We start from the raw sequence: 25,742 nt of genomic DNA, 5'->3' as shown, positions 1-25,742 counted from the left end.
CTCAGCCGTCCCGGTCTGCCGGGAAGACGTTGATGTCCTCCGCGTCGGCGGTCAGCCCGACCCGCTCGCCGGTGACGGGGGCGCGCCCGGCGGGCACTTCGAGGCGCACCAGCGGGGTGCCCTCGGCGATCCGTACCCCGGTGCGCACCAGGGTGCCCACATAGGTGACGGTTTCCACGGTCCCCGTACAGAAGCCCCGTTCGGGGGCGCAGACGCGGAGCCGTCCCGGCTGTACGGCGACCGTGACCCGGTCGCCGGGGTGCAGGGCGTGGGGGCGCGCGGCGAGCAGTCCGCCGTGGTCGACGCGGACCAGGGTGGTGTCGTCGTCGCCCTTCATCACCCGGCCGGGGAGGAAGTTGGCGGCGCCGAGGAAGTCGGCGACGAACGGGGTGCGGGGCCGCTCGAAGAGTTCGCGCGGGGTGTCGAACTGGTCGATGCCACCGTCCCGCATCACGGCGATGCGGTCGGAGAGGACCAGCGCCTCTTCCTGATCGTGCGTCACATAGATGACGGTCAGGCCGAGTTCGCGCTGGATGGCCTTGATCTCGATCTGGAGCTGGTCGCGGAGCTTCTTGTCGAGCGCGCCCAGCGGTTCGTCCATGAGGATCACCGGCGGGCGGTAGATCAGCGCCCGGCACAGCGCGACGCGCTGCTGCTGTCCGCCGGACAGCTCGCGCGGGCGGCGCCCGGCGAATCCGGCCATGCCCGCCATCTCCAGTGCCTCGTGCACCCGGGTGCGGATCTCGGCCTTGGGCACGCCGCGCAGCTGGAGCGGGAAGGCGAGGTTCTCGCCGACGGTCATGTGCGGGAAGAGCAGATACTGCTGGAAGACGAAGCCGAAGCCGCGCTTCTGCGGGGCGAGCCGGGTGACGTCTCGTCCGCCGACGGTGACGGTACCGGCGTCGGGTTCGACGAATCCGGCGACCATCATCAGGGTGGTGGTCTTGCCGGAACCGGAGGGGCCGAGGAAGGTGACGAACTCCCCCGCCGCTATCTCCATGGAGGCGGAGTCCACGGCCACGGAGCTGCCGTAGGTCTTGTGGAGCCCCACGATGGACAGGGCCTTGCCGGTGGGCGACGTCTGCCCGGATGCGGTCGTCATGGCGGGTGCGGGGTCGGCGATGTGGAGGTCAGGCACGGGACCACTCCAGCCAGCGCTTGTTGATGGCGTCCTCGTGTCGGACCCACCAGGCGACGTCCAGGTCGAAGCCCGAGTCCAGGTGGGCGGGCGAGCTGGGCAGCATCGCCTTGACGTCGGCGGAGAGGTGGTCGTACGCGGACGGCACGACCGGGCCCATCGGGTAGATCCTGGCGAAGTTGGCCTGGACGTCGGGCCGCAGCGAGAAGTCGATGAGCTGGTAGGCGGCGTCGGTCTTGTCGGTGCCCTCGGGGATGCCCCAGCCGTTGGACTGCCTGCGCGCGCCGTTCCACTGGTACGCCATCGGGCTGCCGCCCTTGATCAGCGCGTCCAGCCGCCCCTGCCAGACACTGGTCATCACGACTTCCTTGCGGCCGAGCAGCACTCCGGGGAGCGCGCCGGTGTCCCAGTACTTCTTCACCGATCCCTTGATGCGGTCCATGGACTTGAAGGCGCGGTCCACGTCGAGCGGGTAGAGCTTGTCCATGGGCACGCCGTCGGCGAGCAGGGCGAATTCCAGCTCGGGCAGGTCGGCGTCCTGGTTCTGGAGGGAACGGCTGCCGGGGAACTTCTTCGTGTCCCAGAAGTCGGCCCAGTTCTTGGGCTTGCGGCCGCCGAAGGCGTCGGTGCGGTAGGCCATGACGCTGGCCCAGTAGTTCTTGCCGATCGAGTAGTCGGTGACGAGCTTGCTCGCGACCCGGGCCTTCTTGAAGTTCTTCAGCCGGTCGTGGTCGAGCTTCTGGAGGGCGCCCTGCCTGCCCAGCTTGAGGAAGTCGGCCATCGAGTCGTCGATGACGTCGAACTGCGGCCTGCCCTGCTTGATCTGGGCGAGCATCTGGGCGTACTGGATGTTGACGACCTGGATGGAGATCCCGGTCTCCTTGGTGAAGGCGTCGTACAGCGCCTTCTGGTTGGCGTCCCCGTAGGTGCCACCGCTGTTGCGGACCGTGAGGGTCTTCTTTCCGCCGCCGCTGGCGGCTCGGCTGGTGCCGGTGCCGCAGGCGGCCAGCGACGGCAGGGCGGCGACGGCGGCGAGGCCACCGGCTCCGCGCAGCAGCGCTCTGCGTCCGATCAGGGGATCTCTCATCACTGCACCTCCGGGTTGTGCGGGTCTGGCGGGTCGAGCGGACCATCAGGAATGGACGAGGGGGAAGGGGTCGCTATGGCGGCGAGTTCGGCGCCGGTGGCGACGGTGAGGCCGTTCATCCCGTAGAAGAGACGGCCGGTGGCAGGCGCGGTGACCTTGTGCTCCCGGCCGTCGGCGGGGTCGACGAGCCGGCCGAGGCTCTGGCCCTCGGCCACCTCGCCGCCGCGGCCGGTCTCCGGGTACCACAGCCCGGTGGCCGGGGAGGTCACGGACGCGGCCCACACCCACTCCCGGGTGGCGGGCCGCGGCCCTGCGTCCGGCAGCGGGTCGAGGGTGCCGAGGTGGCGCAGCAGCCGGAAGAGGCCGTCGAGCAGGGTGGTCGTGGTGGCGGGGTCGCGGTCGCCGAGCTGGCCGGTCTCGACGAGGATGGCGGGGACGCCCTGGCGGGCCGCGGCGGCGTGGCTGTTGCCGCCGGTGGCGCCGGTGCCGAAGATGACGTCCGGGTAGCCGACGGCGTGGGCCATGCCGCGGGTCTTGGCGTCCAGTGCGGCGTCGCCGGTGAGACGGTAGCCGACGAAGTCGGTCAGGGTCTCGTCGATGCCGCCGCTGTGCAGATCGGCGTAGGCGTCCGCGCCGGGCAGCAGGTTCGCGAAGAGCCAGGCGGCCAGCCGCTCGGTGGGTCCGCCGTCCGGGTCGCCGGGGAAGACCCGGTTGATGTTGACGCCGTCCAGCGGGGACGCCCCCAGGCGGCCCTGGTAGACGGCCGGCGGGTTGGCGACCGGGCAGAGCACGACCTGTCCGCACACGTCCTCGGGGGTCAGCAGACCGGCCAGCCGCGCGGCGGCGTCGACACCGGCGAACTCACCGCCGTGCACCCCGCCGGTGAGCACGACGCGGGGCCCGGGACGGACGCCGTTGACGAGCGTGACCGGGAGGTCGGCGGTGACCGGGCCGAGGTCCACCGGGACGGTGCCCCGGGCCTTGCGGCCGGTGTCGGCGGTCAGCGGACCGACGGTCAGTGTCATCTCGTACCTTCCGTGAAGGCTCAGGCCGCGGTGCGGCCGCGCGTGGACAGGAAATCGATGGGCTGGAGGGTGTCGCCGTCCAGCGCGAGGTCGGCCGCGATGTCGCCCATGGCGGGCGAGAGCTTGAAGCCGTGCCCGGAGAACCCGGCCAGCAGCACGATGTCCTCGCACCCCGGCAGCGGGCCGACCAGCGGGCGGCTGCTCTCGGTGTAGCCCTCCATGAAGACCGAGAGCCGGACCGGGTCGGGGTGCAGATCGGGCATGTAGCGGCGGGTCAGCTCGGTGAAGTCCGCCAGCTCCTCCGGTGCCACGGTGCGGTCCAGCCGCTCCGGATCGGGCACCGGGCGGTGCAGGGCGCGGGACAGGCCGAGCTTGACCGAGACGCCGTCGGGCGAGGGCAGCCCGTAGCAGTGGGTGGGCGCGGTACGGATGAAGGCGGGCGCCTCGGCGCCGTGCCACTCGTGGTCGGTGGGCAGGAACCAGGCGTTGATCAACCGCCGGATGTCCACCTCCCACTCCAGGTCCGGCAGCAGTTCGTTGACCCAGGGGCCGACGGTGACCACGGCGGAGTCGTACATCTCGGTGCCCTGGTCGGTGGTCACGGCCACGCCGCCACCCGCCGGGGCCACCTCCCGCACTGGTGTGTAGCGGTGCAGCCGGGCACCCAGTTGCCCGGCGCGGGCGGCCGCGGTGTGCACGCTCAGTTCGGGGCGCAGAAAGCCGGCGTTGCGGTCCAGTACGGCGGCGTCGCCGTCCTCGATGCGGAACTGGGGGAAGCGCTTGGCGAGCGCGTCCGCGTCCAGCACCTCGTGGTCCAGGCCGTGTTCGGCGATGGACTGGAGGACCGTGCTCATCTGATGGTGGTCGGTGGGGCCCATGAGCAGACATCCGGTGAGCCTGCGCAGCTCGCGGCCGGTCTCCCGCTGGAGCTCCTTCCACAGCGCGTCGGCGTGGCGCAGCAGCGGTACGTAGCGGGAGTCCTCGAAGTGGGCGCTGCGGAAGATCCGGGTCTCGCCGCCCGCCGCGCTCCGGTCGTGGCCGGGGGCGTACCGGTCGTACCCGGTCACCTCAGCGCCCCGGGAGGCCAGCCGCCACATGGCCTGACTGCCCATGGTCCCGGTGCCGATGACCGCTACGCGCTTCCTCGTTGCCACGGATGCCTCCTGGGGTGGAGTGGAGAGGTTTCCCGGACGGCTGTTCCACCATGTGGCATGCCGTGCTAGATTGCAGCATCAATGTCGCAGCGCTCCCCAGGCCGGTCAAGAGCCTGCGGCGAATCATCGAGAACTTAACGGCGGAAACCCGATGGAAATGAAGAGCGTGATCCGCAGTCTTCGCATCCTCGAAGCGGTCGCCCAGCACCAGCCGGTGACCGTCGGCGAGCTGACGAAGATCTTCGAACTGCCCAAGTCGACGGTGCAGCGCACCCTGGTGACACTCAGCGAGGCGGGCTGGCTGCGCGCCAGCCGGGGCGACACCACGCGCTGGGAGGTCGGCGCCCGGGTGCTCGCGGTCCGCCCGGCCGCCCACCAGGGGTCGAGCCTGTTCGCGGCGGCGCGCGAGCCGATGTGCCGACTGCGCGACGCGGTCGACGAGACCATCCACCTGTCCGTCCCGGACGGACTGCGCTGCATGGTCATGGTCGACCGGGTCGACTGCACCCAGGCGGTGCGCACCTATCACCAGGTCGGCGACACCTCGCCGATGCACGCCACGGCCACCGGCCACGCGGTCCTCGCCCTCCTCCCCGCCGACGAGGTCGACGAGGTCATCGCGGACGGCCTGGACCGCTACGGCGACGCCACCATCACCGACCCACGGGAGCTGCGCCACGAGCTGGAGCGGGTCCGGCGGGACGGCTACGCGGTCAATCGCAACCAGTACCTGCCCGATGTCTGCGCCATCGCCGCGCCGATCGTCGCGAAGAGCGGAACACCGGTGGCCACCGTCGCCATCTCCATGCCCGACTCCCGCTACGACGCGGACGAGGTGGACCGGTGGGGGCGACTGGTGGCCGACACGGCGGCGGAGATCAGTGCCCGTCGTTTCGAATGATGTCGGTGATGTCTGTGTTGTCAGGAGATATCCGGGTCATGCTCCGCGAGCGAATGCCCCTTTGTCAATAAGTCGATTTCTTGGGCCAGACATCCGACCTATAGCACGGAATTTCTTGAGCAGGACCCTGAAAATCGCCTCCTTCCGTTGACCTCATCCGATGTTTCTCCTAGGTTTCGGTCGACCCTGAACACTGGAGGCGGTAGATGAGATCCACGCTCAGGCGCATGTCCATGGCCGCCGTCGCGGCCATGGCCGTCCTCACCGCGGCCGTGCCGGGCACCGCGACGGCGCAGGGAGGGCAGGGGCAGCAGGGGCGTACGTACTACGTCGCCACCTCCGGCTCCGACCGGGACAGCGGCAGCGCGCGGCAGCCGTTACGCACCATCGGCCGCTGCACCGACCTGGTCCGACCCGGGGACACCTGTCTGATCCACCGCGGGACCTACCGCGAGCGGGTCGCCCCGCCCTCGGGCCGCGCGGGCGCCCCGGTCACCCTCGCGGCGTACGGGGACGGGCCGGTCATCGTCGACGGGACGCGGACCGTGAGCGGCTGGAAGGACGCGGGCGGCGGTCTGGTGGCCGCCGATGTCGACCTTCCGCTCGCCCGCGACGAGAACGCGCTGTTCCTCGACGGCGGCCGCGCCATGGAGGGCCGCTGGCCCAACTCCGGCCCCGATCCGCTCAATCCGTCCTGGGCGGTCGCCGAGCGCACCTCCACCGACCAGCACATCGACGACCCCGACCTGCCGGGCGGTGATCTCACCGGCGCCACCGTCCATCTCTGGGCCGGATCCAACCCGTGGAGCCAGCAGACCGGCACCGTGACCGCCACCTCGGACGGCGCCCTCGATTTCAAGGGCGGCAATTACCGCTGCACCCCGCTGTGCATGGGCGACCAGAACTATCGCAATTACTACCTGGTGGGCGCGAAGGCCACCCTCGACCAGCCCGGTGAGTGGTATTACGACACGGGTGAGAAGCGGCTCTATCTGGTCCCGCCCAAGGGCGGAATGGCGGGCCACACGGTGACCGCCAAATACCAGAAGTGGGGCCTGGACCTTGTCGGCAGCTCCCATGTCACCGTCCGCGGCCTCGGCCTGTGGGGCACCTCGCTGCGCACCGGGGAGAAGAGCACCGGTGTGCTGGTGGAGGGGTTGCGGGCGCGCTACATCTCCGAGTTCTCCACCCTGCCCATGCCCCTCGACGACGAGCTGGCCATCCCGCCGGGCGAGGGCCACATCGTCGCCTCCCGGGTGCTCGACTCCGGCGTCCAGATCCTCGGCACCGGCAACACCCTGCGGGACAGCGACATCGGCTACTCCGCGGGGACCGGTGTACTGCTGCGCGGCAGCGGCAACACCATCACCAACAACTACATCCACGACGTGGGCTGGATGGGCAGCTACACCCCCGGCATCGAGATCAACGGCAGCGGGCACACCGTCACCCGCAACACCGTCCGGCGCACCGGCCGGGCGAGCATCGACACCGCCTGGCAGCTGAACGGGGTGCCGTTCCACGACAACCGCATCGCCTACAACGACCTGTCCGAGGCGATGCGCACCTCCCGCGACGGCAGCCCCTTCTACGTCTGCTGCAACCTGGACGCGACCGGTACGAGCGTCGACCACAACACCGTGCACGACGCGGACGGCCAGGTCGGGTACTACATCGACAACTCCTCCAGCCAGTTCCTGCTGCACCACAACGTGGCGTACAACACCGGCACCCGCGGCACCTTCTTCAACGGCCACAGCGGGGTGAGCCTCGGCAACCGCGACCACAACTCGACGTACGGGGCGGGCGTTTCCACCGCCGTGCGGCTGAGCGGCGCGACGGACGCCACCGGTACATACGTCAGCAACGACGTGGCGCTCGCCCCGATGGAGATCTCCGGACCGGGCGATCCGGCCCCCGTCGTACGGAACAATCTGGTGCCACCGGCCGATCCGAAGTACACCGACGTCCGCAACGGCGAGCTGTGGCCGCGCGCCGGGTCCCCCGCCATCGACGCGGGCGAGACGGTCGACGGAGTGACCGGCGGGGTACGCGGCGACGGGCCCGACCAGGGCGCGTACGAGTACGGCGCGCCGATCTGGTCCGCTGGATGCGACCTGCCCGGATGTGAGTCGCGGGTGCGCAACGACGGGTGGAAGGCCACGTTCTCCGGGGGCGGCGACGCGTCGGCCGCCGTCGACGGGGTGCAGACCACCCAGTGGAAGGCAGACACCGCCCAGGCCGCCGGGCAATCCCTGACCCTGGACCTGGGCGCGGCGAAGACCTTCTCGCGGCTGGCGGTCGACGCCGGTCTTGACGCCACCGGCCACCCCTACGGCTTCACGGTGTCCGTCAGCCGCGACGGCCACGCCTGGGGCTCCCCCGTCGCGCGCGTCGCGGGCCGCTCCTTCACCCAGGACGCGGTCTTCGCGCCGCGCACCGCGCGGTACGTACGGATCGAGCTGACCGCGGCCGGTGAGGTCCCGTGGGCGGTGAACGAGATCCGGCTGTACGCGGACGGGCCGGACGCGGCCGGTACGTTGCAGGCCGAGCGGGCCCAGGTGGTGCGCGGTGGCGAGCGCGGCGACGCGGCCACCGGTGTGCTGGGCTCGGGTGGCCTGGTCGGCTTCCGCCAGGTGTCCTTCGGCGCGGACTCCCCCGACCGGCTGACCGTACGGATGGCGTCGGCGGGCTGCGGCGGTGGCTGCGCGCTGCGGCTGCGGCTGGACGGGCCCCGGGGTCGCGTGGTGGCGACGCTGCCGGTGCGGAACACGGGCGGGGCCGACCAGTGGCGGGAGCGGTCGGTGCGGCTCGCGCGCGCGGTGACGGGGACGCACGATGTGTACCTCGTCGCGTCGGGTGCGCGGAAGGTGGCCGCGGTGGACTGGTTGACGATGCGCTGAGGCCGGGGCTTCGGCACGGCTGGGGCGCCTCGCCTCCGTTCAACGGCGGTCGAGGCGCCCCAGCCGTTCGTCCACCCCGGGGCACAGCTCCCGGGCCGTATCGAGGAAGGCCGCCAGGACGGGCGAGTGGTCCCGGGCGCGGAAGGACATCACCAGATCCGGCAGCTCCACGCGCGGACGGACCTCGCACACCCAGGTGCCCGGCCGCGCCGCCGTCCGCATGCACGCCGGGCCGAGGCCCACGCCGACCCCGCACGCGGCCAGCCCGATGATGGTGTGCACATCGCGGGCGTCGGTGACCCCGCCGCCCGGCACCGCCGCCGCCCCGGTCCCGTCGTCCAGCAGCGCGTCGAGCCATCCGGCCACCACCGGTTCCTCGTCCTCGGGCGCCACGATCAGATGCTGCCCCCTGAGCTGGTCGACGCCCACCTTCGGCTGTCCGGCAAGGGGGTGGGCGGCCCCTACGACCGCCACCAGATGGTCCCGGCCGACCGTGACAGACACCAGATCCTCCGCACCCGCGCCCCGGGGCGCGCCCCGCCCGATGCTGATGTCCAGCTCGCCGTCGAGCAGGGCGGTCGCCGAACGGCAGGTCGACATCTCGTGCAGCCCCAGGCGTACCTCGGGACGGTGCCGGACGAACCGGCCGAGCAGCGACGGCAGCAGCTCCAGCAGCGCCGAGCCGATGAACCCGAGCCGCAGCCTGCCGGTCTCGCCCCGGGCGGCCCGGCCCGCGTCGGACGCGGCGGCCGACATCTCGGCCACCGCCCGGCGCGCCCTGGCCAGGAACGCCTCGCCCGCCGCCGTCGGGAACACCCCGCGCGCCGTACGGTCGAAGAGTCGCGCGCCCAACTCCCTTTCCAGCGCGGCGATCTGCTGGGACAGCGGGGGCTGGGCGATCCCGAGGAAGGCGGCCGCCCGCCCGAAGTGACGGTGGTCGGCCAGGGCGATGGCGTACCGCAGGTGTCGTGCTTCCACGGGGCGATGATATCGAGGAGATATCGGTGGGCCGGTCGTGACATATGGCCGTGGATGACGCCCTGGCGCCCGGGTGGACTGTCGTCATGAGCGATGGCCGCTCCCGGCCAGGAAAGTGGGTTCAGCGATGATGTTCGACCACCACGGGGATTCCGTCCGTACCAACCGTGCCGCCGTGGGCGGCACGAGCCTGCACTATCGGACGGCCGGGTCGGGCCCGGCTGTGGTGCTGCTGCACGGCGTGCCCAAGACGGGTTACCACTGGCGCCACCTCGTCCCGAAGCTGACGCCGCGGCACACCGTCGTCGTCCCCGATCTGCGGGGCCTCGGCGACTCCGCCCGCCCCGCGGGCGGCTACGACTCGGCGACGATGGCCGACGACATCGCCGCGCTCATGGCCCACCTCGGACACGCGTCCTACGGTGTGATGGGCGAGGACTGGGGAGCGGTGATCGGCTACCAGCTCGCCGCCCGCCACCGGGAGCGCGTCAACTCCCTCGTGTTCGCGGAGGCGTTGTTCCCCGGATTCGGGTTCGAGGACCACACCGCGCTCACCGAAGAGAACGTGTCGAGCGGATTGCACCTGTGGCATCTGGGCTTCTATTTCCAGCCGGACGTCCCCGAGATGCTGATCGCCGGACACGAACGCGACCTGATCACCTACATGATCAAGACCGAGCGCAGCCGCCCCGACACCGCCACCCCCGACGCGATCGAGGAATACGTGCGCTGCTACTCCCTGCCGGGTGGCATCCGCGCGATGCTCGCCGTCTACCGCGCCATGCTCGTGGACGCCGAACAGAACCGGCAGGCGGCGCGGAAGAAGCTGGACATCCCGGTGCTGGCGCTCGGCGGCTCGGCGTTCATCGGCGACCGGAACGAGGCCCAGATGCGGCTCATGGCCCACGATGTCACCGGTCATGTCTTCGACGCCGGGCACGACCTGGCCGAGGAGGTGCCGGACGAGGTGGCGGCCGTGGTGCTGCCCTTCCTGGCGGGACACGGCTGATGGCACAGTGACCGCATGGACTTCACCGCCGCCTTCCACCGCGAGACCCTGGCGTTCGAGGCCGCCGCGCGCCGGGCCGCGGACGAGGCCACGGCGCCCCTGGTGCCGTCGTGTCCCGGCTGGTCGATGGCCGATCTGGTGCTGCACCTGGGCGGTGTGCACCGCCTCGTCACCAAGGTCGTCGCGGACGGGCTGACGGAACAGCCGGACCTCACGGACATGGCGCTCTTCGCCCTGCCCGAGGACCGCGCGGGCTGGCCTGCCCCGGAGGGCGGACCGCACCGCGGACCGATGCCCCCTGGCCTCCTCGACTGGTTCGCCGAGGGGGCCAGGACGCTGGAGGCGCACTTCCGCGACGGCGATCCGGAGCGGCGGGTGTGGACCTGGTCATGGGAGCGGACCGCCGGATTCTGGCGGCGGATGCAGACCATCGAGGCGGCGCTGCACCGCTGGGACGCCGAGAGCGCGCTCGGTGCGCCCGGCCCCGTCGAGACCGCGCTCGCGGCGGACGCCGTCGCCCAGACGTTCGAGCACATGGCCCCGGCCCGGCGCGCCTGGAAGCAGGCGCCACCGGGCGAGGGCGAGCGGTTCCGGCTGCGGCAGACGGACGGTCCGGGTGTCTGGACGGTGTCCTTCGAGGGCGACGAGGTACGGCTCGACGGGGACACCGCCGGGCCGTGCGACCTCGAACTGACCGGAACCGCCTCGGACTTGACGCTCTTCCTCTGGCAGCGGATCCCCGCCGAACGGCTGGACGGGGTGCGGGGCGACCCGGCGATGGCCGACCGCTACTTCGCCCTCGTCCCGCCGGTGTGATGGCCGGGGTGACCGGCCCCCGGGTCACTCCGGCCGCTGGTCGTACTCCTGGGAGATGACCTCGGTCCGCCGGGTGGCGTGGTCGACGCGCACGGTGTCGAGCCCCAGGGTCTCCAGCTGCCGGATCGCCTCGGCCTCCGCCACCGGGTCCAGCACCCGCAGGGCGATGGCCGGTTCCTCGGCGCCGGTGTCGGGCTGGTCCTTGAGCAGCGCCCTCATCAGCCGGTCCGCGATGCCCTCGGGCGCCTCCGAGCCGACGGCCATGTGCAGCATCAGCTGCTCCGTACCGGTCTCGTTCCACCGGGCGTGCGCGATCCACACCGCGTGGATCTCGGGGAAGTCCAGCAGCCGGACGCGCAGGGCGTCGCGCAGCGCCACCGCGCGCGGATGGGCGGACCGGCTGAGGGTGAGCGTACGGTCCTCCGGGAGCCGCTGGCCGCGCCGCTCGAGGATCTGGTGCACCAGGGACATCGGAACCCCGGCATAGCCCCCGGGGGAGAACACCGACAGGGTCGCCACCTTGGTCTGTCCCTCGATGTCGAGCAGCCGCGCCACATCGCAGTGCACCGCCCCGGCGGCCTGCGGAAGCCGCTCCCGGCAGCACTCTTCGCTGGTGTATCCCGGCAGGCTCGGGCCGCTTCCCTCCATGCCGACGAACATCACCGAGCCGTTCGCGTCCACGGGGATGTACACCCCGAAGTCCACGATGGCGTTGAGCAGTTGTTCCCCTTCGGTCCGGGCGGCCTGTCGGTCGAGTATGTCGGCGAGTGCCTGGTTCCCTGTTGATGTCACACACCGAGCATAAGAGGTGTGCGGATGCCACCATGAGCGGACGGGGACGACGAGCGAGGGAGCCGCGCATGAAGAGCGCAGATCTGCTGGCCGACGCCTTCGACCGGGTACGGGAGGCCGTGCACGGGGCAGTCGAAGGACTCGCCCCGGACGACCTGGCCGTGCGGCTCGACAGCGGCGCGAATTCCATCGCCTGGCTGGTGTGGCATCTGACCCGCGTCCAGGACGACCACGTCTCCGACGCCGCCGGCACCGACCAGAGCTGGATCGCCGACGGCTGGTACGAGCGGTTCGGACTGCCGTTCTCCCCTGCGGCCACCGGCTACGGCCACCGCGGCCGGGACGTGGCCAAGGTCCGGGCACCGGCCGAGCTGCTCGTCGGGTACCACGACGCCGTGCACGAGCGGACGGTGGACTACGTACGCGGGCTGCGCAACGCCGATCTGGACCGGATCGTGGACGAGGCGTGGACCCCGCCGGTGTCCCTCGGGGTACGGCTGATCAGCGTCATCGAGGACGACATGCAGCACGCGGGGCAGGCGGCGTTCGTCCGCGGCATGCTCGACAGGCGCTGACGTGCAGGCGTTGACATGCAGGTGTTTGCCTGCATAACGTGAAGCGTGAGTTCGGAGATGGACAAGGTCTTCAAGGCGCTGGCCGATCAGACCCGGCGGTATCTGCTGGACCGCCTGCACGAACGGGGCGGCCAGACGCTCGGAGAGCTGTGCGAGCGCCTGGCGATGACGCGCCAGTCGGCGACACAGCACCTGGCCGTCCTGGAGGCCGCCAACCTGGTCAGTGTCGTGCGCCAGGGGCGGGAAAAGCTGCATTACCTCAACCCCGTTCCCCTCCATGAGGTGCAGGAACGGTGGATCGACAAGTTCGAGCGCCCCCGCCTGAGAGCGCTCGGCGCGGTGAAACGACAAGCGGAGGACGCCATGGAGGGCGCCGCGGCCGAGAGGCCGACGTACAGCTACGTCATCTACATCGAAAGCACCCCGGAGAAGGTCTGGCACGCGCTGACCGACGCCGACCTGACGGCCTCGTACTGGGGCCACAGCAATGTGTCCGACTGGCAGCCAGGATCGGCGTGGGAACACCGGCGCACCGACGGCAGCGGCATCGCCGATGTCGTGGGCACCGTCGTGGAGAGCGTGCCGCCCGAGCGTCTGGTGACCACCTGGGCGGCCCCCGGTACGGAGCCCGCGGGCGGCCCGTCCCGCGTCACCTTCGAGATCGAGCCGCACGAGGAGATCGTCCGGCTCACCGTGACCCACGAGAACCTGGCCGACGAGGCCGAGCGGAAGGAAGCGGCCGGTGGCTGGGCGGCGGTGCTGTCCAACCTCAAGTCCCTGCTGGAGACCGGGAGCCCGCTGCCGCGCGAGCCCTGGCTGGTCGGGCGCTGAGCCGGGGCGGCCGTCACCCGGTGGCCGCCCCCGGCGCGCGCTGGCGGATCGGGGTGCACGCCCCGACCGCCACGATGAGCAGCAGCAGGGCGGCGGACCCGAGCAGCGGCGCCCGCACCCCGAACCGCGCCACCAGCGCGGTGAGCCCGGCGGCGCCGAGCGGGGCGAGCGCGTTGTGGAGCGTCCAGAAGGCGGAGGTGACCCGGCCGAGCAGATGGTCCGGGGTCACCTCCTGGCGCAGCGACATCGAGGAGATCCCGGCGAGCGCCATGCCGAACTGGTAGCACACCACCGTCGCCGCCGTCGCCAGCACGGTGGTGGACCAGGACAGCGCCCCCAGCGCCAGCCCGCACAGCGTGTACGAGCCCAGCCAGCACACGCCGAACCCCCAGGCCCGCCGCAGCACCGGGATGAGCACTGCGGCCAGTACGGTCCCGGCGCCCGCCACGCCCATCACGGCGCCGACCGTCCGGTCATCCGCGTCCAGCCCCTCCCGGATCTGGTAGATGAAGACGTCGGTCATGCCCAGGCCGATCAGCGAGACGCCGGTGAGCAGCACGGTGAGCCAGCGCAGCACCGGCGACCGCCACAGGAAGACGAATCCGGCCAGGAACTCCCGCTTCGCCCCGCCCCATCCGGTGGCAGCGGCGGGCGGCGCGGGGTCCCGCGCGGTCTCCCGGAACCTGATCAGCGCGAGGGCGAGGGCGGAGGCGGCGAAGCCCGCCGCGTCGGCCGCGATCGCCGCGGTCGGCCCGAGCAGCCCGGACAGCCCGCCCGCCAGCATGGGCCCCACGATGAAGGCGATCGCGTTCGTCGTCTGGAGCCGCCCGTTGGCCTCGATGATCCGCTCGGGATCGACCAGATTGGGTACTGCGGCGACGTAGGTGACCTTGAAGACCATGTCGAAGACCGCGGCGGCCGCCATCACCACGTAGAGCAGCCAGACCTGCGGCCCGGCCATGGCCCAGCTGACGGGGATGAGGGCGAAGAGCACCACTCGGACCGCATCGCACACGATCATCAGCTGCCGCCTGGGCAGCCGGTCGACCAGGATGCCCGCGAACAGCCCGGTGACGATCGACGCGGCGCCCGCGACGGCCGTCAGCAGCCCCATCTGGGCGACGGACCCGGTGGCGTCCAGCACCAGCAGCGGCAGCGCCACCAGGGCGAAGGCGTTGCCCAGTTCGGACAGGGTCTGTCCGCACCAGAAGACGGTGAAGTCGCGGTTGGCCCATAACGGGGCCGGTTTCACGGCCGTGCCCGCCATCAGGCGCCCCGGCGCCGCCGCTTGGTGGCGCGCGGCGTCAGGGCGGTTCCGCTCTCCTGCACCGTGACGCCGAGGGCCTGGGCGAACTGCGGTGCCAGTTCGAGGAGTTGGGTGCCGGTGATGGCTGCGCCGCGCAGCGCGTCGATCCCCTCGGTGATGCCCAGCCCGGCGGTGTCGCGCAGATCGACCCGGGTCATGCGCGCGTTGCCGCAGCGCACACCGTCCAGCGTCGATCCGGGGAACGCGACATCCGTCAGCTTCGCCCCGCCGAGGTCGGTGTCCCGCAGGAGGCAGTCCGCGAAGGTGACCTCCCGCAGCTCGGCGGTGCGCAGATTGACCGATTCGAACTTGCAGCGGTGGAAGGTGACGCGGTGCAGCACGGTGCCGAACATCTCCAGTCCGGCGAGTACGCAGCCGACCAGCTCGCCGTCCAGCCAGTCGCCGTCCGCGAGGTCGGAGCCGACCCAGCGCACTCCGTCCAGCCAGACGTCGTTGAAGCGGGCCCCGCGATAGCGGCCCCCGGTGAAGGTCACTCCGGAGAACGCGGATTCGAGGAAGCGGGCCTGCCCGGCGTCGGCCCCCTCGTAGTCCCCGCCGTCGAAGTGGACGGTGTCGTAGTCCCCGTCCGCGGTCAAGGTGCCGTCGAACGGGCGCAGATGGCTCGCGTACGGCAGGTCGGCGAGCTGACGCGGGGATGACATGGCGAAACCTCATTTCCTCCGGGCACCACCGGCCCGGGCGCGCGGTGGGCGAGATCGATGGTGCCATTAACTTCCGCGCTCCCGACCGTTGACATGTGGTGTGGGCCACTCCTACCTTCGGGCAAGCCGGTTCGGGTCTCCGGCGCTCCTTCGATATTTCGAACGCGTGGATCTCCCGAGAGGTATGCGTCAGTGGTGTCGAACCGGTTCGACCAGCAGCCCCCGCCCGTCAACATCGGCGAGATCGCCCGTCTCGCCGGGGTGTCGCGCAGCACGGTCAGCTACGCGCTCAGCGGCAAGCGGCCGATCTCCGACCGCACCCGGCGGCGCATCCAGCAGGTCATCGAGGACCGGGGATTCCAGCCGAACGCCAGCGCCCGCGCGCTGGCCCACGGCCGCACCCGCACCCTCGGGCTGGTCTTTCCGACCGTCAGCCGCCGCTACACCGATATGCAGCTGGACTTCATCAACAGCGTGGTCGACGCGGCCGCCGCCCACGACCACGACATCCTGCTCTCGCGCAGCGACGGCGACGGCGACGACTCCTTCCGCAGGCTGGTCGGCGAACGGCGGGTCGACGGCGCGCTGCTGATGGAGATCCGGGCGCCGGACTCGCGCGTGGAGCGGCTGGTCAGCTCCGGGTTCCCGTTCGTGTCCATGGGGCACACCGAGCACACCGACCGGCTGTCCTGGGTCGATCTGGACTTCGCGGAACTGACCGCCGCCTGCGTGCGCCACCTCGCGCGGCTCGGTCATCGCCATCTCGCGCTGGTCGGCCGGCCCCGGGAGCTGTACGACGCCGGGTACGTACCCGCGCTCCGGGGGCGGACCGGTTTCCTGCGGGCCGTAGCGGAACTCGGGCTCACCGGCGAGGTCCACCACTGCGGCGACGACGCCGCCTCGGGCCAGGCCGTGGTGGCGCGGCTGCTGGACCGGGACCCGCGCACCACCGCCGTCGTGACGCTCAACGAGGCGGCGCTGGTGGGCCTGTACCGGGGGCTCGGGCTCGTGGGGCGTTCCGTACCCGGCGACTTCTCGGTGACCGGAGTGGCCGCGGCCCGCTGGGCGGAGGCCGTCACCCCGATGATGACCGGCGCCGACGTGCCCTCCGACCTCATGGGAAGGCTCGCCGTGGAGCTGCTGCTGGAGCGGCTGGACGCCCCGGCCGGGGCGCCCCGGCAGCATCTGCTCACCCCTCCGCTCACCCCGCGTGCCAGCACCGGACCGGCACCGCGGCGCAACTGACCGACTCACCCCTCGGAGATGCACATGGCCAACCGAGCCAACAGGCCCCCGGCTACCGCCGGGAGAAGTCCCCTCGGCCGCCGCTCCTTCCTGCGGATATCGGGCTCCGGGCTGCTCGCCGCGGGGCTGGCGGGCCCGCTGACCGCCTGCGGCGGCGGGGACGGCGGGTCGTCGGGCAAGAACCTCGTCTGGTGGGACTATCTCGTCGAGGACGCGCGTCAGCCGGGCATCAAGGCCCTGATCGCGGGTATCGAGAAGAGCGTCCCCGGACTGAAGATCACCCGCCGGACCTTTCCGTACGCCGAGCTGGAGCCCGCGATCATCAAGGGGGCGGCCTCCGGCGATCTGCCGGATCTGGCGATCGTCGACAACACCTCGATGAACTCCCTCGCCCCGCAGGGGCTGCTCACCGACCTCACCGACCGGGTGAAGGAGTGGGGGCAGGCCGACGCGTACTACAAGGGCCCGTGGAGCAGCGGGGTCGTCGGCGGCAAGACCTACTCGGTCCCCAACAACGCCAACTGCCTGGCGCTCTACTACAACACCGAGCTGCTGGAGCGCGCGGGCGTCACACCGCCGAAGACCTGGGACGAGCTGTCGGCCGCGGCGCGCAAGCTCACCCGGGGCAGCACCTTCGGGCTGGCGATGAGCGCCATCAAGACCGAGGAGGGGGTGTTCCAGCTCCTGCCGTTCCTGTGGTCGGCGGGCGGCGACCTGGACACCTTCGCCACCGACGGCGCCACCGCGCTCGGCTACCTCGGGGAGCTGGTGAAGGCGGGCGCGCTGTCCAAGCAGTGCGTGGGCTGGACCCAGCAGGACGTCAACACCCAATTTACCTCCGGCCGCGCGGCCATGCAGATCAACGGGCCGTGGCAACTGCCCGGCCTCAAGCAGCAGTCCAAGGTGAAGTGGGGTGTGGTGCCGCTTCCGGTGGACAAGGAACCCGCGAGCTGCCTGGGCGGGGAGAACTGGGTGATCCTCAAGACCACCGGCAAGGCCGACCAGGCGTGGCGGGCCATCGAGTACAGCCAGCGGAAGAAGCCCCTGGCGGCCTATCTGGGGTCGGTGGGGCTGCTGCCCGCGCGCAGCGACATGGCGGACAGCGGCGACTGGGCCACCGACCCCACCCTGAAGGTGTTCGTGAAGGAGTTCGGCAACGCCCGGCCGCGGTCGTACGGCGAGCACTATCCGCAGATGTCCAAGGCCATGGCCGAGGCGTTGCAGGCCACCCTGACCGGCGACTCCTCCCCCGGGGCCGCCGCGAAGAAGGCGGCGGACGCCATCACGCCCCAGCTGTCGAAGTAGCGGGCCGCGATGACCACTTCGAGCCCGATGGCCACGCGCGACCTCCGGACCCGCAGCCTCCGGACCCGCCGCACCCGGGCCGGATACGGCATGTCGGCGCCCGCGCTGCTCTTCCTCGGCGCGACCATGGCGTTCCCGCTGCTCTACAACCTCTGGACCTCGGTGCACCAGGTCGAGATCGGCGATCTGGTCACCGGCGACTGGGCGTTCAACGGCGCCGACAACTACGACGCGGTGGTCTCCGAGGGCGCCTTCTGGCACGCCGCCCGGATCTCCCTGCTGTTCACGGCCGGTTCGCTGGTGTTCCAGTTCACCATCGGCTTCGCGCTGGCGCTGCTGTTCGTACGGCAGTTCCCGCTGGCGGGGCTGTTCCGGGGGCTGATGCTGGTGGCGTGGCTGCTGCCGCCCATCGTCAGCGGCACCCTGTTCCGCTGGATGCTGGACGCCGACTCCGGCGCGTACAACGAACTGCTGCACACCGTCGGTCTTGACGCATGGACGCACAACTGGCTCACCGACCCGCACACCGCGCTGCCCGGTGTCATCGCCGCCAATGTGTGGGTCGGGGTGCCCTTCAACATGCTGCTGCTCCTGGTCGGGCTCCAGTCCATCGACCCCGCCCTCTACGAGGCGGCGGCCATCGACGGCGCCGGGCCCTGGCAGCGGCTGCGCCATCTGACCCTGCCGCTGATACGGCCGGTGGCGGCGGTGGTGCTGCTGCTCGGCCTGGTGTACACGTTCAAGGTCTTCGACCTGGTCTTCGTGCTGACCGGCGGCGGCCCCGTCGACTCCACGACCGTCCTCCCCCTCTACGTCTACCAGTCGGCGTTCAAGCTGTTCCAGCTCGGCCGGGGCGCGGCGGCGGGCACGCTGCTGCTGCTCGTACCGCTGCTGGTGGCGGTGGCGTACGTACGCCGGCTGCGCAAGGAAGGAGCCGCCGCATGACCCGGACCCGCCGCCCCTGGCTGCTCACCCTGGTCGCGGGCGTCATCACCGCCTTCTTCCTGCTGCCGCTGTACTGGATGATCGCCACCTCGCTGAAGCGTCCCGACGAGGTGCTCAGCTCGCCACCGCAGTGGTTTCCCTCGCCGCCGAGCGGCGAGAGCTACGCGCAGGCGCTGGACAAGCCGATGCTCGGGCAGGCGCTGTTCAACAGCGTCGCCATCTCGCTGGGCGTGGTGGCGCTGACCCTGGTGCTCGCGGTGCCGCTCACCTACGCGGTGGCGCGCATCCGGATGCGCGGCTCGGCGGCCATGGTGCTGTCGCTGCTGGTGGCGCAGCTGCTGCCGAGCATCGTGCTGGCCGCCCCGCTGTTCATCGTGCTCCGGGACGCCGGGCTCAACAACACACTGCTGGGCCTGGTGATCGCGGACACCACGCTCACCCTGCCCTTCGCGGTGATCGTGCTGCGGCCGCTGGTGCGTGCCATGCCCGCCGAGATCGAGGAGGCGGCGCTGGTGGACGGCTGCGGGCTGCCGGGGGTGTTGTGGCGGATCGTGCTGCCGGTGATGCGGCCGGGGCTGATCGCCGTCGGCGCGTTCTCCTTCCTGCTCGGCTGGGGCGAGTTCGTGTTCGGCATCACCGTGAACAGCGACCCCGAGGTCCAGCCGGTCACGGTGCTGCTGAACACCTTCGTCGGCCAGACCGGCACCGCGTGGGGCCCCTTGATGGCGGCCGCCACGATCGTCAGCGTGCCGGTGGTGTTGGTCTTCGCGATGCTCCAGCGGTTCATCGTGGGCGGGCTCACCGCCGGAAGCGTCAAGTCCTGACGGGCCCGTCTCCTGACAGGCCTGTCTCCTGACGGCACCGGCGTCACCGCCGGTGGAGGGTCCACGCCCAGCGGTACGTCCCCGCCCCCAGCCGGTAGCGGGGCAGGGTGTCCGGACCGCAGGACGCCGTGCCCAAGCCGCGGTGCGCGGCGTCGAGGTGCACCACGCACCGCGGTCGGGGCACCAGCTCGTCGTGGTGGGCGGCCGCGGCCAGGTCGGTCGCCCGGTGGCGGGTGACCGACACCTGCCGCGGTGCGTCCAGCCGTACCGTCAGCCCGCCGTCCGCGTCCGCCGACAGCAGGGAGAAGCCCCGCACCCCGTGCCGCCCGCCGCTCTCCTGCGGCCGGAGGTACGGGGTGAACAGCCGGTCGACGCGGGCGCCGTGGTGCCCGACCGGCCCGCCCGCGCACCGGTCCGGATACGTCTCCCAGGGGCCCTGGCCGTACCACTCCATGTGGTCCAGGCCGCTCACCGTCTCGAAGACCGTGCCCACGCGCGCGGCATCGGTCAGTCCCTCGGGCAGGACGGCCGTCTCCTCCACCAGCAGGCCGCCGCCGGGCAGCGGGCTGAAGACCTGGAGGTGTTCGACGGCGCCCGCGGCGGTCGGATACGCGCTGCGCACCAGGGTCCGGGCGCCGTCGCGGTCGACCGAGCGCGCCTCGCGGGTCAGCCGGTCGAGACCGAGTGAGTGCCAGTGGTCGGCGGCGCCGCCCAGCAGGTCGTTGTCGGTGGGCGCGCGCCACAGGCTGAGCACGGGCGGGGAGGTCAGCAGCGGATGGCGCAACAGCCCCTGGGCATCGACCGGGGCGGCCCGGACGGCCGGTCCTGAGGCGGTCACGGCCGGGGGCGCGGGCCGTTCACGGAGCCGGATCTGCGGGGTGCACACCTCGGTGCCACGCGGCGCCCAGGGCTCGTCGCCCCGGGTGGTGACCCGCAGCGTGAGCCACGCCTCGCCGCCGTCCGCGGGCAGCCCGTCAACCAGTTCGGGCGGCAGGGCGACGCGGGCCGACGCCCCGGGCGGGAGCGCGGCGGGCAGGGCAGCCGGGGCGGTGCGGGTGCCCGTGTCCTCCAGGGACAGCAGCCACTCGCCGGTCAGCCAGGACAGGTCGCGGAAGTGCTGGGCGTTGGTGAGGAGCGCCGAGCCGTCCGGTCCGCGCGACAGCCGTACGGGCGCGGCGAGTTCGCGGTGTTCGTACAGGGCGGGTTTCGGGGTGCGGTCGGGGAAGACCACTCCGTCCGCGCAGAACACACCGTCGTTCGGAATGTCGCCGAAGTCGCCGCCGTACGCCCAGCGGTGGCCCTCGGCGGCCGCCCCCTGGGCGTACGCGCCCTCGCCACCGGGACCGGCGGGGCGGCCGTCGGACAGCCGCTGGAGGATGCCGTGGTCCCAGAACTCCCAGATGAAACCGCCCTGGAGCCCGGGGGTGGTCTCGATGGCGGCCCAGTGGTCGGCGAGGGTGCCGTTGCTGTTGCCCATGGCGTGGGAGTACTCGCACAGGATGAGCGGCTTGGTCTGCTCACCGGACGTGGCATGGGCCACGATCTCGTCCAGTGAGGCGTACATCGGGCAGAGGATGTCGCTCGCCACGCCACGCGCGGCCCAGCCGGTCTTGGCCGCCCCCTCGTACTGGAGCGGACGGGTCGGGTCGTGGCGGCGCAGCCATCCGGCGGCCGCGTCGTGGTTGGCGCCGTAGTCGCTCTCGTTGCCCAGCGACCAGATGACGACGCTCGGGTGGTTCTTGTCCCGCAGCGCCATGCGCGCGACCCGGTCGGTGAAGGCGGCCAGGTAGCGCGGATCGTCGGCGATCTCATGGGCGTGGTCGTGGCTCTCGATGTTCGCCTCGTCCACGAGGTAGAGGCCGAGTTCATCGGCGATGTCGAGGAGCGCGGGGTCGTTGGGGTAGTGGGAGGCGCGGACGGCGTTGAAGCCGAAGCGCTTGATGGTCTCCAGGTCGGCGCGCATCTCCGCGGGGGTGACCGTGCGCCCGGTGAGCGGGTGGAAGTCATGCCGGTTGACGCCGCGGATGAACACCCGCTCGCCGTTGACCAGCAGATCCCGGCCCACGACCGCGACGGTGCGGAATCCCACGCGGTGGTGGGAGGTGTCGGCGGTCGTCCCGTCGGGCCGGTGCAGCGTCACGGTGAGCCCGTACAGCTCGGGCGTCTCGGCGGACCAGGTGCGGACCCCGGGTACGGCGGCGCGCAGGCGCGCCTCGCCGAGGAAGTCCGAGACCCGGCCCTCCTCGGCGCACCAAGCGGCGTACTCCTCGTCCACGTCCAGCTCCCCGACCCCGTCGAGGTGTGCCGAGACCCGCCATCCGGCGGGCAGCGCACCGTCGGCCGAGCGCACCTGGACGTCGACCCGCAGCAGGCCGTCCGCCGGGGCGGCGATCGTCACATCGGCCAGATGCAGGGAGTCGGTGGCGTAGACGAGGACCGGCCGGGTGATGCCGCCGTGCCACCACTGGTCCTGGTCCTCGATGTGCGAGGCGTCGGACCACTTCACCACGGTCAGCCGTACGGTGTCGGTCGCCCCGGGGTGCACCACGTGGCTGATGTCGAACTCGCTCGCGAGGTGGGAGTCCTTGCCGATCCCCACCGGGCGGCCGTTCACCTCGGCGAGCAGCACGCTCTCCGCGGCGCCGACCTGGAGGACGATGCGACGTCCCGCCCATGCGGCCGGGACGTGGAACTCCCGCTCGTGTACTCCGGTGGGGTTGTCGGCGGGGGTGTGCGGCGGGTACTCCGGCCAGGGCATCCGCTCGTTGGTGTACCTGGGGACGTCGTCGGTGTCCTGGGTGGTCCAGGGGCCGGGGACCGCCAGCCGGGTCCAGGTGCCGGTGGGCTCGGCGGTGGGCGCGGGCAGCAGTTGGAAGCGCCACTGGCCGTCCAGCGAGAGGCTGGCGGGTCTGCGGTCGACCGCGTGCATCGGCAGCCGTCGCCAGGACGTCAGCTCGGGGGACTCCCACGGCCGCAGTTCCCCCCACATCGGCGGGTACGCCGTCATCAGCGGATGGCCCCCTTGCCGAGGTCCGCCAGGATCTGCCGGGCGCCTATGAAGAACACCACGAGCAGCGGGATCAGCGCGAGCAGCGCCCCGGCCATCACCATGCCGTAGTCGGTGGTGCCATGGACGCTGTTGAGCTGGGACAGCGCCACCTGGAGCGTCACATGGTCGGGGTTGATCAGTGCGATCAGCGGCCAGGCGTAGTCGTTCCACTGGCCCATGAAGGTGAAGATGCCGAGGAAGGCGAGGCCCGGCCGGACCACCGGGATCGCCACGTGCCAGTACTGCCGCAGGAAGCCGCAGCCGTCGAGCCGGGAGGAATCCATCAGCTCGTCGTGGATGGCGCCCTTCATGTACTGGCGCATCCAGAAGATGCCGAAGGCGTTGGCCGCGGCCGGTACGACCAGGGAGGTGAGGGAGCCGATCCAGCCCAGCTTCGCCATGATGACGAACTGCGGGATGGCCTGGAGCTGGGCGGGCACCATGAAGATGCCCATCATCAGGACGAACAGCAGGCGGCGGCCGGGGAACTCGTACTTGGCGAAGACGAAGGCCGCGAGCGAGTCGAAGAAGAGCACCAGGAAGGTCACGGAGACCGCGACGATCAGGGTGTTGGCCATCGAGCCGAAGAAGTCGATGTTCTGGAATAGATGGCGGACGTTCTCCAGGAAGTGGGTGCCCGGCAGCAGCTTCGGGGGGAACTGGAAGATCTCGGTCGACGTGCGGGTCGACATGACGATCGTCCAGTAGAAGGGGAAGAGCGAGAGCAGCACCCCGGCGACGAGCGAGATGTGGAGGGTCAGCCCTCGGGCGCGTGCACCCTTCATCCCCTTCACGCCTTTTATACCCTGCATGACGATCTCCCTACGCGTTGTCCTTGCGCTGCACCAGGCGCCAGTTGATGATCGAGAAGAGTGCGACGACGAGGAAGATGCCCCAGGCGATGGCGGCGCCGTAGCCGAAGTCGTTGTTGTCGAAGCTTTGCTGGAAGAAGTAGAGGACCATCGTCTGGCCGGAGTTGCCGGGGCCGCCCGCGAAGGTCGAGGTGTTGTTGGTGTTGGCGAGCAGCACCTGGGGTTCGGTGAAGCTCTGGAGGCCGGTGACGGTCGAGACGACGAGGGCGAAGAGGATGATCGGCCGCATCATCGGCACGGTGACCCGGAAGAAGGTCTGGATCGGTCCCGCACCGTCCACCCGGGCGGCCTCGTACAGCTCACCGGGGATGGTCTGGAGCCCGGCGAGGAAGATCAGCGCGTTGTAGCCGGTCCACTGCCAGGTCATCAGCACGGCGATGGCGATCTTGATGCCCCAGGCGGAGTTCAGCCAGGCCACCTGGTCCAGTCCGAGCCCCTCCAGCACGGCGTTGGCGAGGCCGAAGTTGGTGGAGAAGACCGAGGAGAAGATGATCGCGACGGCGACGACGGAGGTGACGTTCGGCAGGAAATAGGCGAAGCGGTAGAAGTTCTTGAAGCGCACCGCGGAGTTCAGCATCACGGCGGTCACCAGCGCGATGAAGAGCATCGGCAGGGTGGCCATGGCCCAGATGATCAGGGTGTTGCTGAGGGAGTGCCAGAACTGGCCGTCCCCGAGCAGGTAGCGGTACTGCGACAGCCCCGCGTACTCCATCGGTCCCAGCCCGTCCCAGCGGTGGAACGAGAGGTACAGGGAGTACCCCACCGGGATCAGGCCGAAGCCGAGGAAGAGCAGGTAGAACGGGGAGATCGCGAGGTAGAGCCGCCAGTATCCGAGTACGGAGCGGGGCTTGTGGCCCGCGTGGGCGGCCTTGGCGCCCCTCCGTGCGGCGGGTGGGGCGGCGGGCGGGGCACCGAGCCCGGGCACGGCGGTCATGTCTGCACCCCCATGTGCTCCGCTATGCGTCGGCATTTGCTCATGGCGTCCTTCCAGGCCCGGGCGGGGTTCTTGTCGAGCGCGTTCACATTGCGCAGTTCGTCGGAGACGACCTGGTCCAGGGCGTAGTCATAGGGGCTGTGGTAGGCGATCGGGATCTTCTCGGCCGCCGGGCCGAAGACGTCGATGGTGACCTGGCCGCCGAAGAACGGGTCCGGCGCGCGCATCGCCTTCCGGCGGTACGAGGCGGGGGTGGACGGGAAGAGGGTGGCGTCCGTGAAACCACGGGCCTGGTTGGCGGGGTTCAGCAGCCAGGTGATGATCTCGAAGGCCTGCTCGGGCTCCCGGCAGGACTTGGTGATGGCGAGGAAGGAGCCGCCGTTGTTGGCGGCGCCGCCGGGCAGGGCCGCCACCCGCCACTTGCCACTGGTCTTCGGCACGGTCAGCTTGAGGTCCCCGGCCGCCCAGGAGGCCCCGAGCTGGCTGGGCAGCAGGCCCTTCTCCATCGCCGCGTTGGAGTCCGGGGTGCCGGACTGGTACTTCGAGCACAGGCCGCGCTGGTACGCCTCGATCGCCTTGCCCCAGGCGCGGCGCACATGTTCGTGGTCGCCGATGAAGTGCCGCTCCTTGTCGACGTACCGCATGGTGCCCTGCGCGAGCATGTACTGGTACACCGTGAGCGCGTCGATGAGCAGATAGGCGCCGCGGATCTTCCGCTTCAGCCGCTCGCCCGCCGCGAAGTACGCGTCCCAGGTGTTCATCTCCCTGCCGACGTCGGCGGGGGCCGTGGGGAGTCCGGCCCGGTCGAACACGGCGGGCATGTAGTAGTGGGCGACCGGGCCGGTGTCGATGGGGAAGCCGACCATGCGGCCGTCGGGAGCGCAGCCCTCCGCCCATTTCCAGGGCAGGTACTGGCTCTTGAGCTTCTCCGCGCCCAGGGTGCGCAGATCGATGAACTGCCCCGCGTTCGGCAGGTACGAGGCCATGTCCTCGCCCTTGAGGCCGGTGATGTCGGGGACGTAGGACCGTCCGGCCATCGTGGTCAGAAGCTTGGACTTGAAGTAGCCGCCGATCTGGGCCGGCTTCAGCAAGACGCCCGTGAAGCGCGCCTTGGCGTCGGCGACGACCTTGTCGCTGAGCCCGCCGGTCCAGTACCAGAGGGTCATGTCGCGGCCCGTGGAACCGCTCGGTACCGAGCAGCCCGCCGTGGTGCCGCCGAGCGTCGCGACCGCCGTGGTGGCCAGCCCCGCGCGCAGCAGCCCTCTCCGGGAGAGGTGCACCGCTCCCACCGCCCTTCAAAGATGTGCAAGATTTGGCACAGGATCGTGCGCCACCCGATCAGAAAGGGCAATAGTTGAGCAGAAGCAAGCATAGAAATGATTGAGAATGAC

Annotated in this window: 22 protein-coding genes; 10 read left to right on the top strand and 12 right to left on the bottom strand. The window is 71.0% G+C overall.

All coding sequences use genetic code 11. The annotated features are described in order from the left end of the window. Position 1: 1 nt before the first annotated feature. Genes ACH4TL_RS13540 through solA form a run of 4 tightly spaced genes read right to left on the bottom strand, consistent with a single transcriptional unit; the run spans position 2 to position 4,404 of the window. Positions 2–1,102 (bottom strand): ABC transporter ATP-binding protein, encoded by a 1,101-nt coding sequence (locus ACH4TL_RS13540; protein ID WP_398327324.1) that lies wholly within the window; start codon positions 1,100–1,102, stop codon positions 2–4. Positions 1,103–1,130: 28 nt separating this feature from the next. After that, complete coding sequence (locus tag ACH4TL_RS13535) at positions 1,131–2,225, bottom strand: ABC transporter substrate-binding protein (protein ID WP_398327099.1); 1,095 nt, start codon at positions 2,223–2,225, stop codon at positions 1,131–1,133. Further along, positions 2,225–3,250, bottom strand: coding sequence for a succinylglutamate desuccinylase/aspartoacylase family protein (locus tag ACH4TL_RS13530; protein ID WP_398327096.1), 1,026 nt, complete (start codon positions 3,248–3,250; stop codon positions 2,225–2,227). The genes ACH4TL_RS13535 and ACH4TL_RS13530 overlap by 1 nt, the downstream gene beginning before the upstream one ends. A 20-nt stretch (positions 3,251–3,270) precedes the next feature. Continuing rightward, the gene (gene solA / locus ACH4TL_RS13525) at positions 3,271–4,404 is read right to left on the bottom strand and encodes an N-methyl-L-tryptophan oxidase (protein ID WP_398327093.1); all 1,134 of its coding nucleotides are present in this window, start codon (positions 4,402–4,404) and stop codon (positions 3,271–3,273) included. 157 nt (positions 4,405–4,561) lie between these two features. Between solA and ACH4TL_RS13520 the strand changes: the two genes are divergently transcribed. Next, a complete protein-coding gene (locus ACH4TL_RS13520; protein ID WP_398327321.1) occupies positions 4,562–5,305 on the top strand; it encodes an IclR family transcriptional regulator in 744 nt (247 codons plus the stop codon). 227 nt (positions 5,306–5,532) lie between these two features. Further along, on the top strand, positions 5,533–8,208 hold the full coding sequence (locus tag ACH4TL_RS13515) for a carbohydrate-binding protein (RefSeq protein WP_398327090.1): 2,676 nt from the start codon (positions 5,533–5,535) through the stop codon (positions 8,206–8,208). Between the two features lie 39 nt (positions 8,209–8,247). On the opposite strand, the gene ACH4TL_RS13510 is transcribed toward ACH4TL_RS13515, so the two are convergent. Continuing rightward, the gene (locus ACH4TL_RS13510) at positions 8,248–9,186 is read right to left on the bottom strand and encodes a LysR family transcriptional regulator (RefSeq protein ID WP_398327088.1); all 939 of its coding nucleotides are present in this window, start codon (positions 9,184–9,186) and stop codon (positions 8,248–8,250) included. Positions 9,187–9,313: 127 nt separating this feature from the next. On the opposite strand from ACH4TL_RS13510, the gene ACH4TL_RS13505 reads away from it, so the two are divergent. Together ACH4TL_RS13505 and ACH4TL_RS13500 are read left to right on the top strand one after the other, a co-directional pair. Further along, on the top strand, positions 9,314–10,195 hold the full coding sequence (locus ACH4TL_RS13505) for an alpha/beta fold hydrolase (RefSeq protein WP_398327085.1): 882 nt from the start codon (positions 9,314–9,316) through the stop codon (positions 10,193–10,195). A gap of 15 nt (positions 10,196–10,210) precedes the next feature. After that, positions 10,211–11,011, top strand: coding sequence for a maleylpyruvate isomerase family mycothiol-dependent enzyme (locus tag ACH4TL_RS13500; RefSeq protein WP_398327083.1), 801 nt, complete (start codon positions 10,211–10,213; stop codon positions 11,009–11,011). A gap of 24 nt (positions 11,012–11,035) precedes the next feature. On the opposite strand, the gene ACH4TL_RS13495 is transcribed toward ACH4TL_RS13500, so the two are convergent. After that, the gene (locus ACH4TL_RS13495; RefSeq protein WP_398327080.1) at positions 11,036–11,803 is read right to left on the bottom strand and encodes a hypothetical protein; all 768 of its coding nucleotides are present in this window, start codon (positions 11,801–11,803) and stop codon (positions 11,036–11,038) included. A 68-nt stretch (positions 11,804–11,871) separates the two neighbouring features. Here ACH4TL_RS13495 and ACH4TL_RS13490 point away from each other — a divergent pair, with 68 nt between their 5' ends. Then, positions 11,872–12,378, top strand: a complete 507-nt coding sequence (locus ACH4TL_RS13490; protein ID WP_398327077.1) for a DUF664 domain-containing protein — start codon at positions 11,872–11,874, stop codon at positions 12,376–12,378. A gap of 57 nt (positions 12,379–12,435) precedes the next feature. Further along, positions 12,436–13,209 (top strand): ArsR/SmtB family transcription factor, encoded by a 774-nt coding sequence (locus ACH4TL_RS13485; protein WP_398327318.1) that lies wholly within the window; start codon positions 12,436–12,438, stop codon positions 13,207–13,209. A 13-nt stretch (positions 13,210–13,222) separates the two neighbouring features. Here ACH4TL_RS13485 and ACH4TL_RS13480 read toward each other — a convergent pair whose 3' ends face one another. Together ACH4TL_RS13480 and ACH4TL_RS13475 are read right to left on the bottom strand one after the other, a co-directional pair. Continuing rightward, positions 13,223–14,476, bottom strand: coding sequence for an MFS transporter (locus tag ACH4TL_RS13480; RefSeq protein ID WP_398327074.1), 1,254 nt, complete (start codon positions 14,474–14,476; stop codon positions 13,223–13,225). Beyond that, on the bottom strand, positions 14,476–15,177 hold the full coding sequence (locus tag ACH4TL_RS13475) for a pentapeptide repeat-containing protein (protein ID WP_398327071.1): 702 nt from the start codon (positions 15,175–15,177) through the stop codon (positions 14,476–14,478). Before ACH4TL_RS13475 ends, ACH4TL_RS13480 begins: the two co-directional genes overlap by 1 nt. 192 nt (positions 15,178–15,369) lie before the next feature. Between ACH4TL_RS13475 and ACH4TL_RS13470 the strand changes: the two genes are divergently transcribed. From ACH4TL_RS13470 to ACH4TL_RS13455, 4 genes are read left to right on the top strand one after another with little or no spacing between them, the layout of a single operon-like run. Further along, positions 15,370–16,422, top strand: a complete 1,053-nt coding sequence (locus ACH4TL_RS13470) for a LacI family DNA-binding transcriptional regulator (protein WP_398327068.1) — start codon at positions 15,370–15,372, stop codon at positions 16,420–16,422. Positions 16,423–16,446: 24 nt separating this feature from the next. Beyond that, positions 16,447–17,727 carry an ABC transporter substrate-binding protein gene (locus ACH4TL_RS13465; RefSeq protein ID WP_398327065.1) on the top strand — a complete coding sequence of 427 codons (1,281 nt, stop codon included), beginning with the start codon at positions 16,447–16,449 and terminating at the stop codon, positions 17,725–17,727. Between the two features lie 9 nt (positions 17,728–17,736). After that, positions 17,737–18,672 carry a carbohydrate ABC transporter permease gene (locus ACH4TL_RS13460; protein WP_398327061.1) on the top strand — a complete coding sequence of 312 codons (936 nt, stop codon included), beginning with the start codon at positions 17,737–17,739 and terminating at the stop codon, positions 18,670–18,672. Beyond that, positions 18,669–19,496, top strand: coding sequence for a carbohydrate ABC transporter permease (locus ACH4TL_RS13455; RefSeq protein ID WP_398327058.1), 828 nt, complete (start codon positions 18,669–18,671; stop codon positions 19,494–19,496). Before ACH4TL_RS13460 ends, ACH4TL_RS13455 begins: the two co-directional genes overlap by 4 nt. Before the next feature lie 43 nt (positions 19,497–19,539). On the opposite strand, the gene ACH4TL_RS13450 is transcribed toward ACH4TL_RS13455, so the two are convergent. From ACH4TL_RS13450 to ACH4TL_RS13435, 4 genes are read right to left on the bottom strand one after another with little or no spacing between them, the layout of a single operon-like run. Beyond that, the gene (locus tag ACH4TL_RS13450; protein WP_398327055.1) at positions 19,540–22,503 is read right to left on the bottom strand and encodes a glycoside hydrolase family 2 TIM barrel-domain containing protein; all 2,964 of its coding nucleotides are present in this window, start codon (positions 22,501–22,503) and stop codon (positions 19,540–19,542) included. Then, positions 22,503–23,330 carry a carbohydrate ABC transporter permease gene (locus ACH4TL_RS13445; RefSeq protein WP_398327052.1) on the bottom strand — a complete coding sequence of 276 codons (828 nt, stop codon included), beginning with the start codon at positions 23,328–23,330 and terminating at the stop codon, positions 22,503–22,505. Before ACH4TL_RS13445 ends, ACH4TL_RS13450 begins: the two co-directional genes overlap by 1 nt. Before the next feature lie 37 nt (positions 23,331–23,367). Next, positions 23,368–24,351 carry a carbohydrate ABC transporter permease gene (locus ACH4TL_RS13440; protein WP_398327049.1) on the bottom strand — a complete coding sequence of 328 codons (984 nt, stop codon included), beginning with the start codon at positions 24,349–24,351 and terminating at the stop codon, positions 23,368–23,370. Further along, entirely contained in the window at positions 24,348–25,631 is a 1,284-nt protein-coding gene (locus ACH4TL_RS13435; protein WP_398327046.1) for an ABC transporter substrate-binding protein, read from the bottom strand. The genes ACH4TL_RS13440 and ACH4TL_RS13435 overlap by 4 nt, the downstream gene beginning before the upstream one ends. Positions 25,632–25,742: the final 111 nt, after the last annotated feature.

The organism is Streptomyces sp. NPDC021115, from assembly GCF_044333065.1.
In the GTDB taxonomy this organism is placed as follows: domain Bacteria; phylum Actinomycetota; class Actinomycetes; order Streptomycetales; family Streptomycetaceae; genus Streptomyces.
The sequence above is the reverse complement of the archived record's forward strand: the minus strand, read 5'-3'. Positions and strand labels throughout refer to the sequence as shown.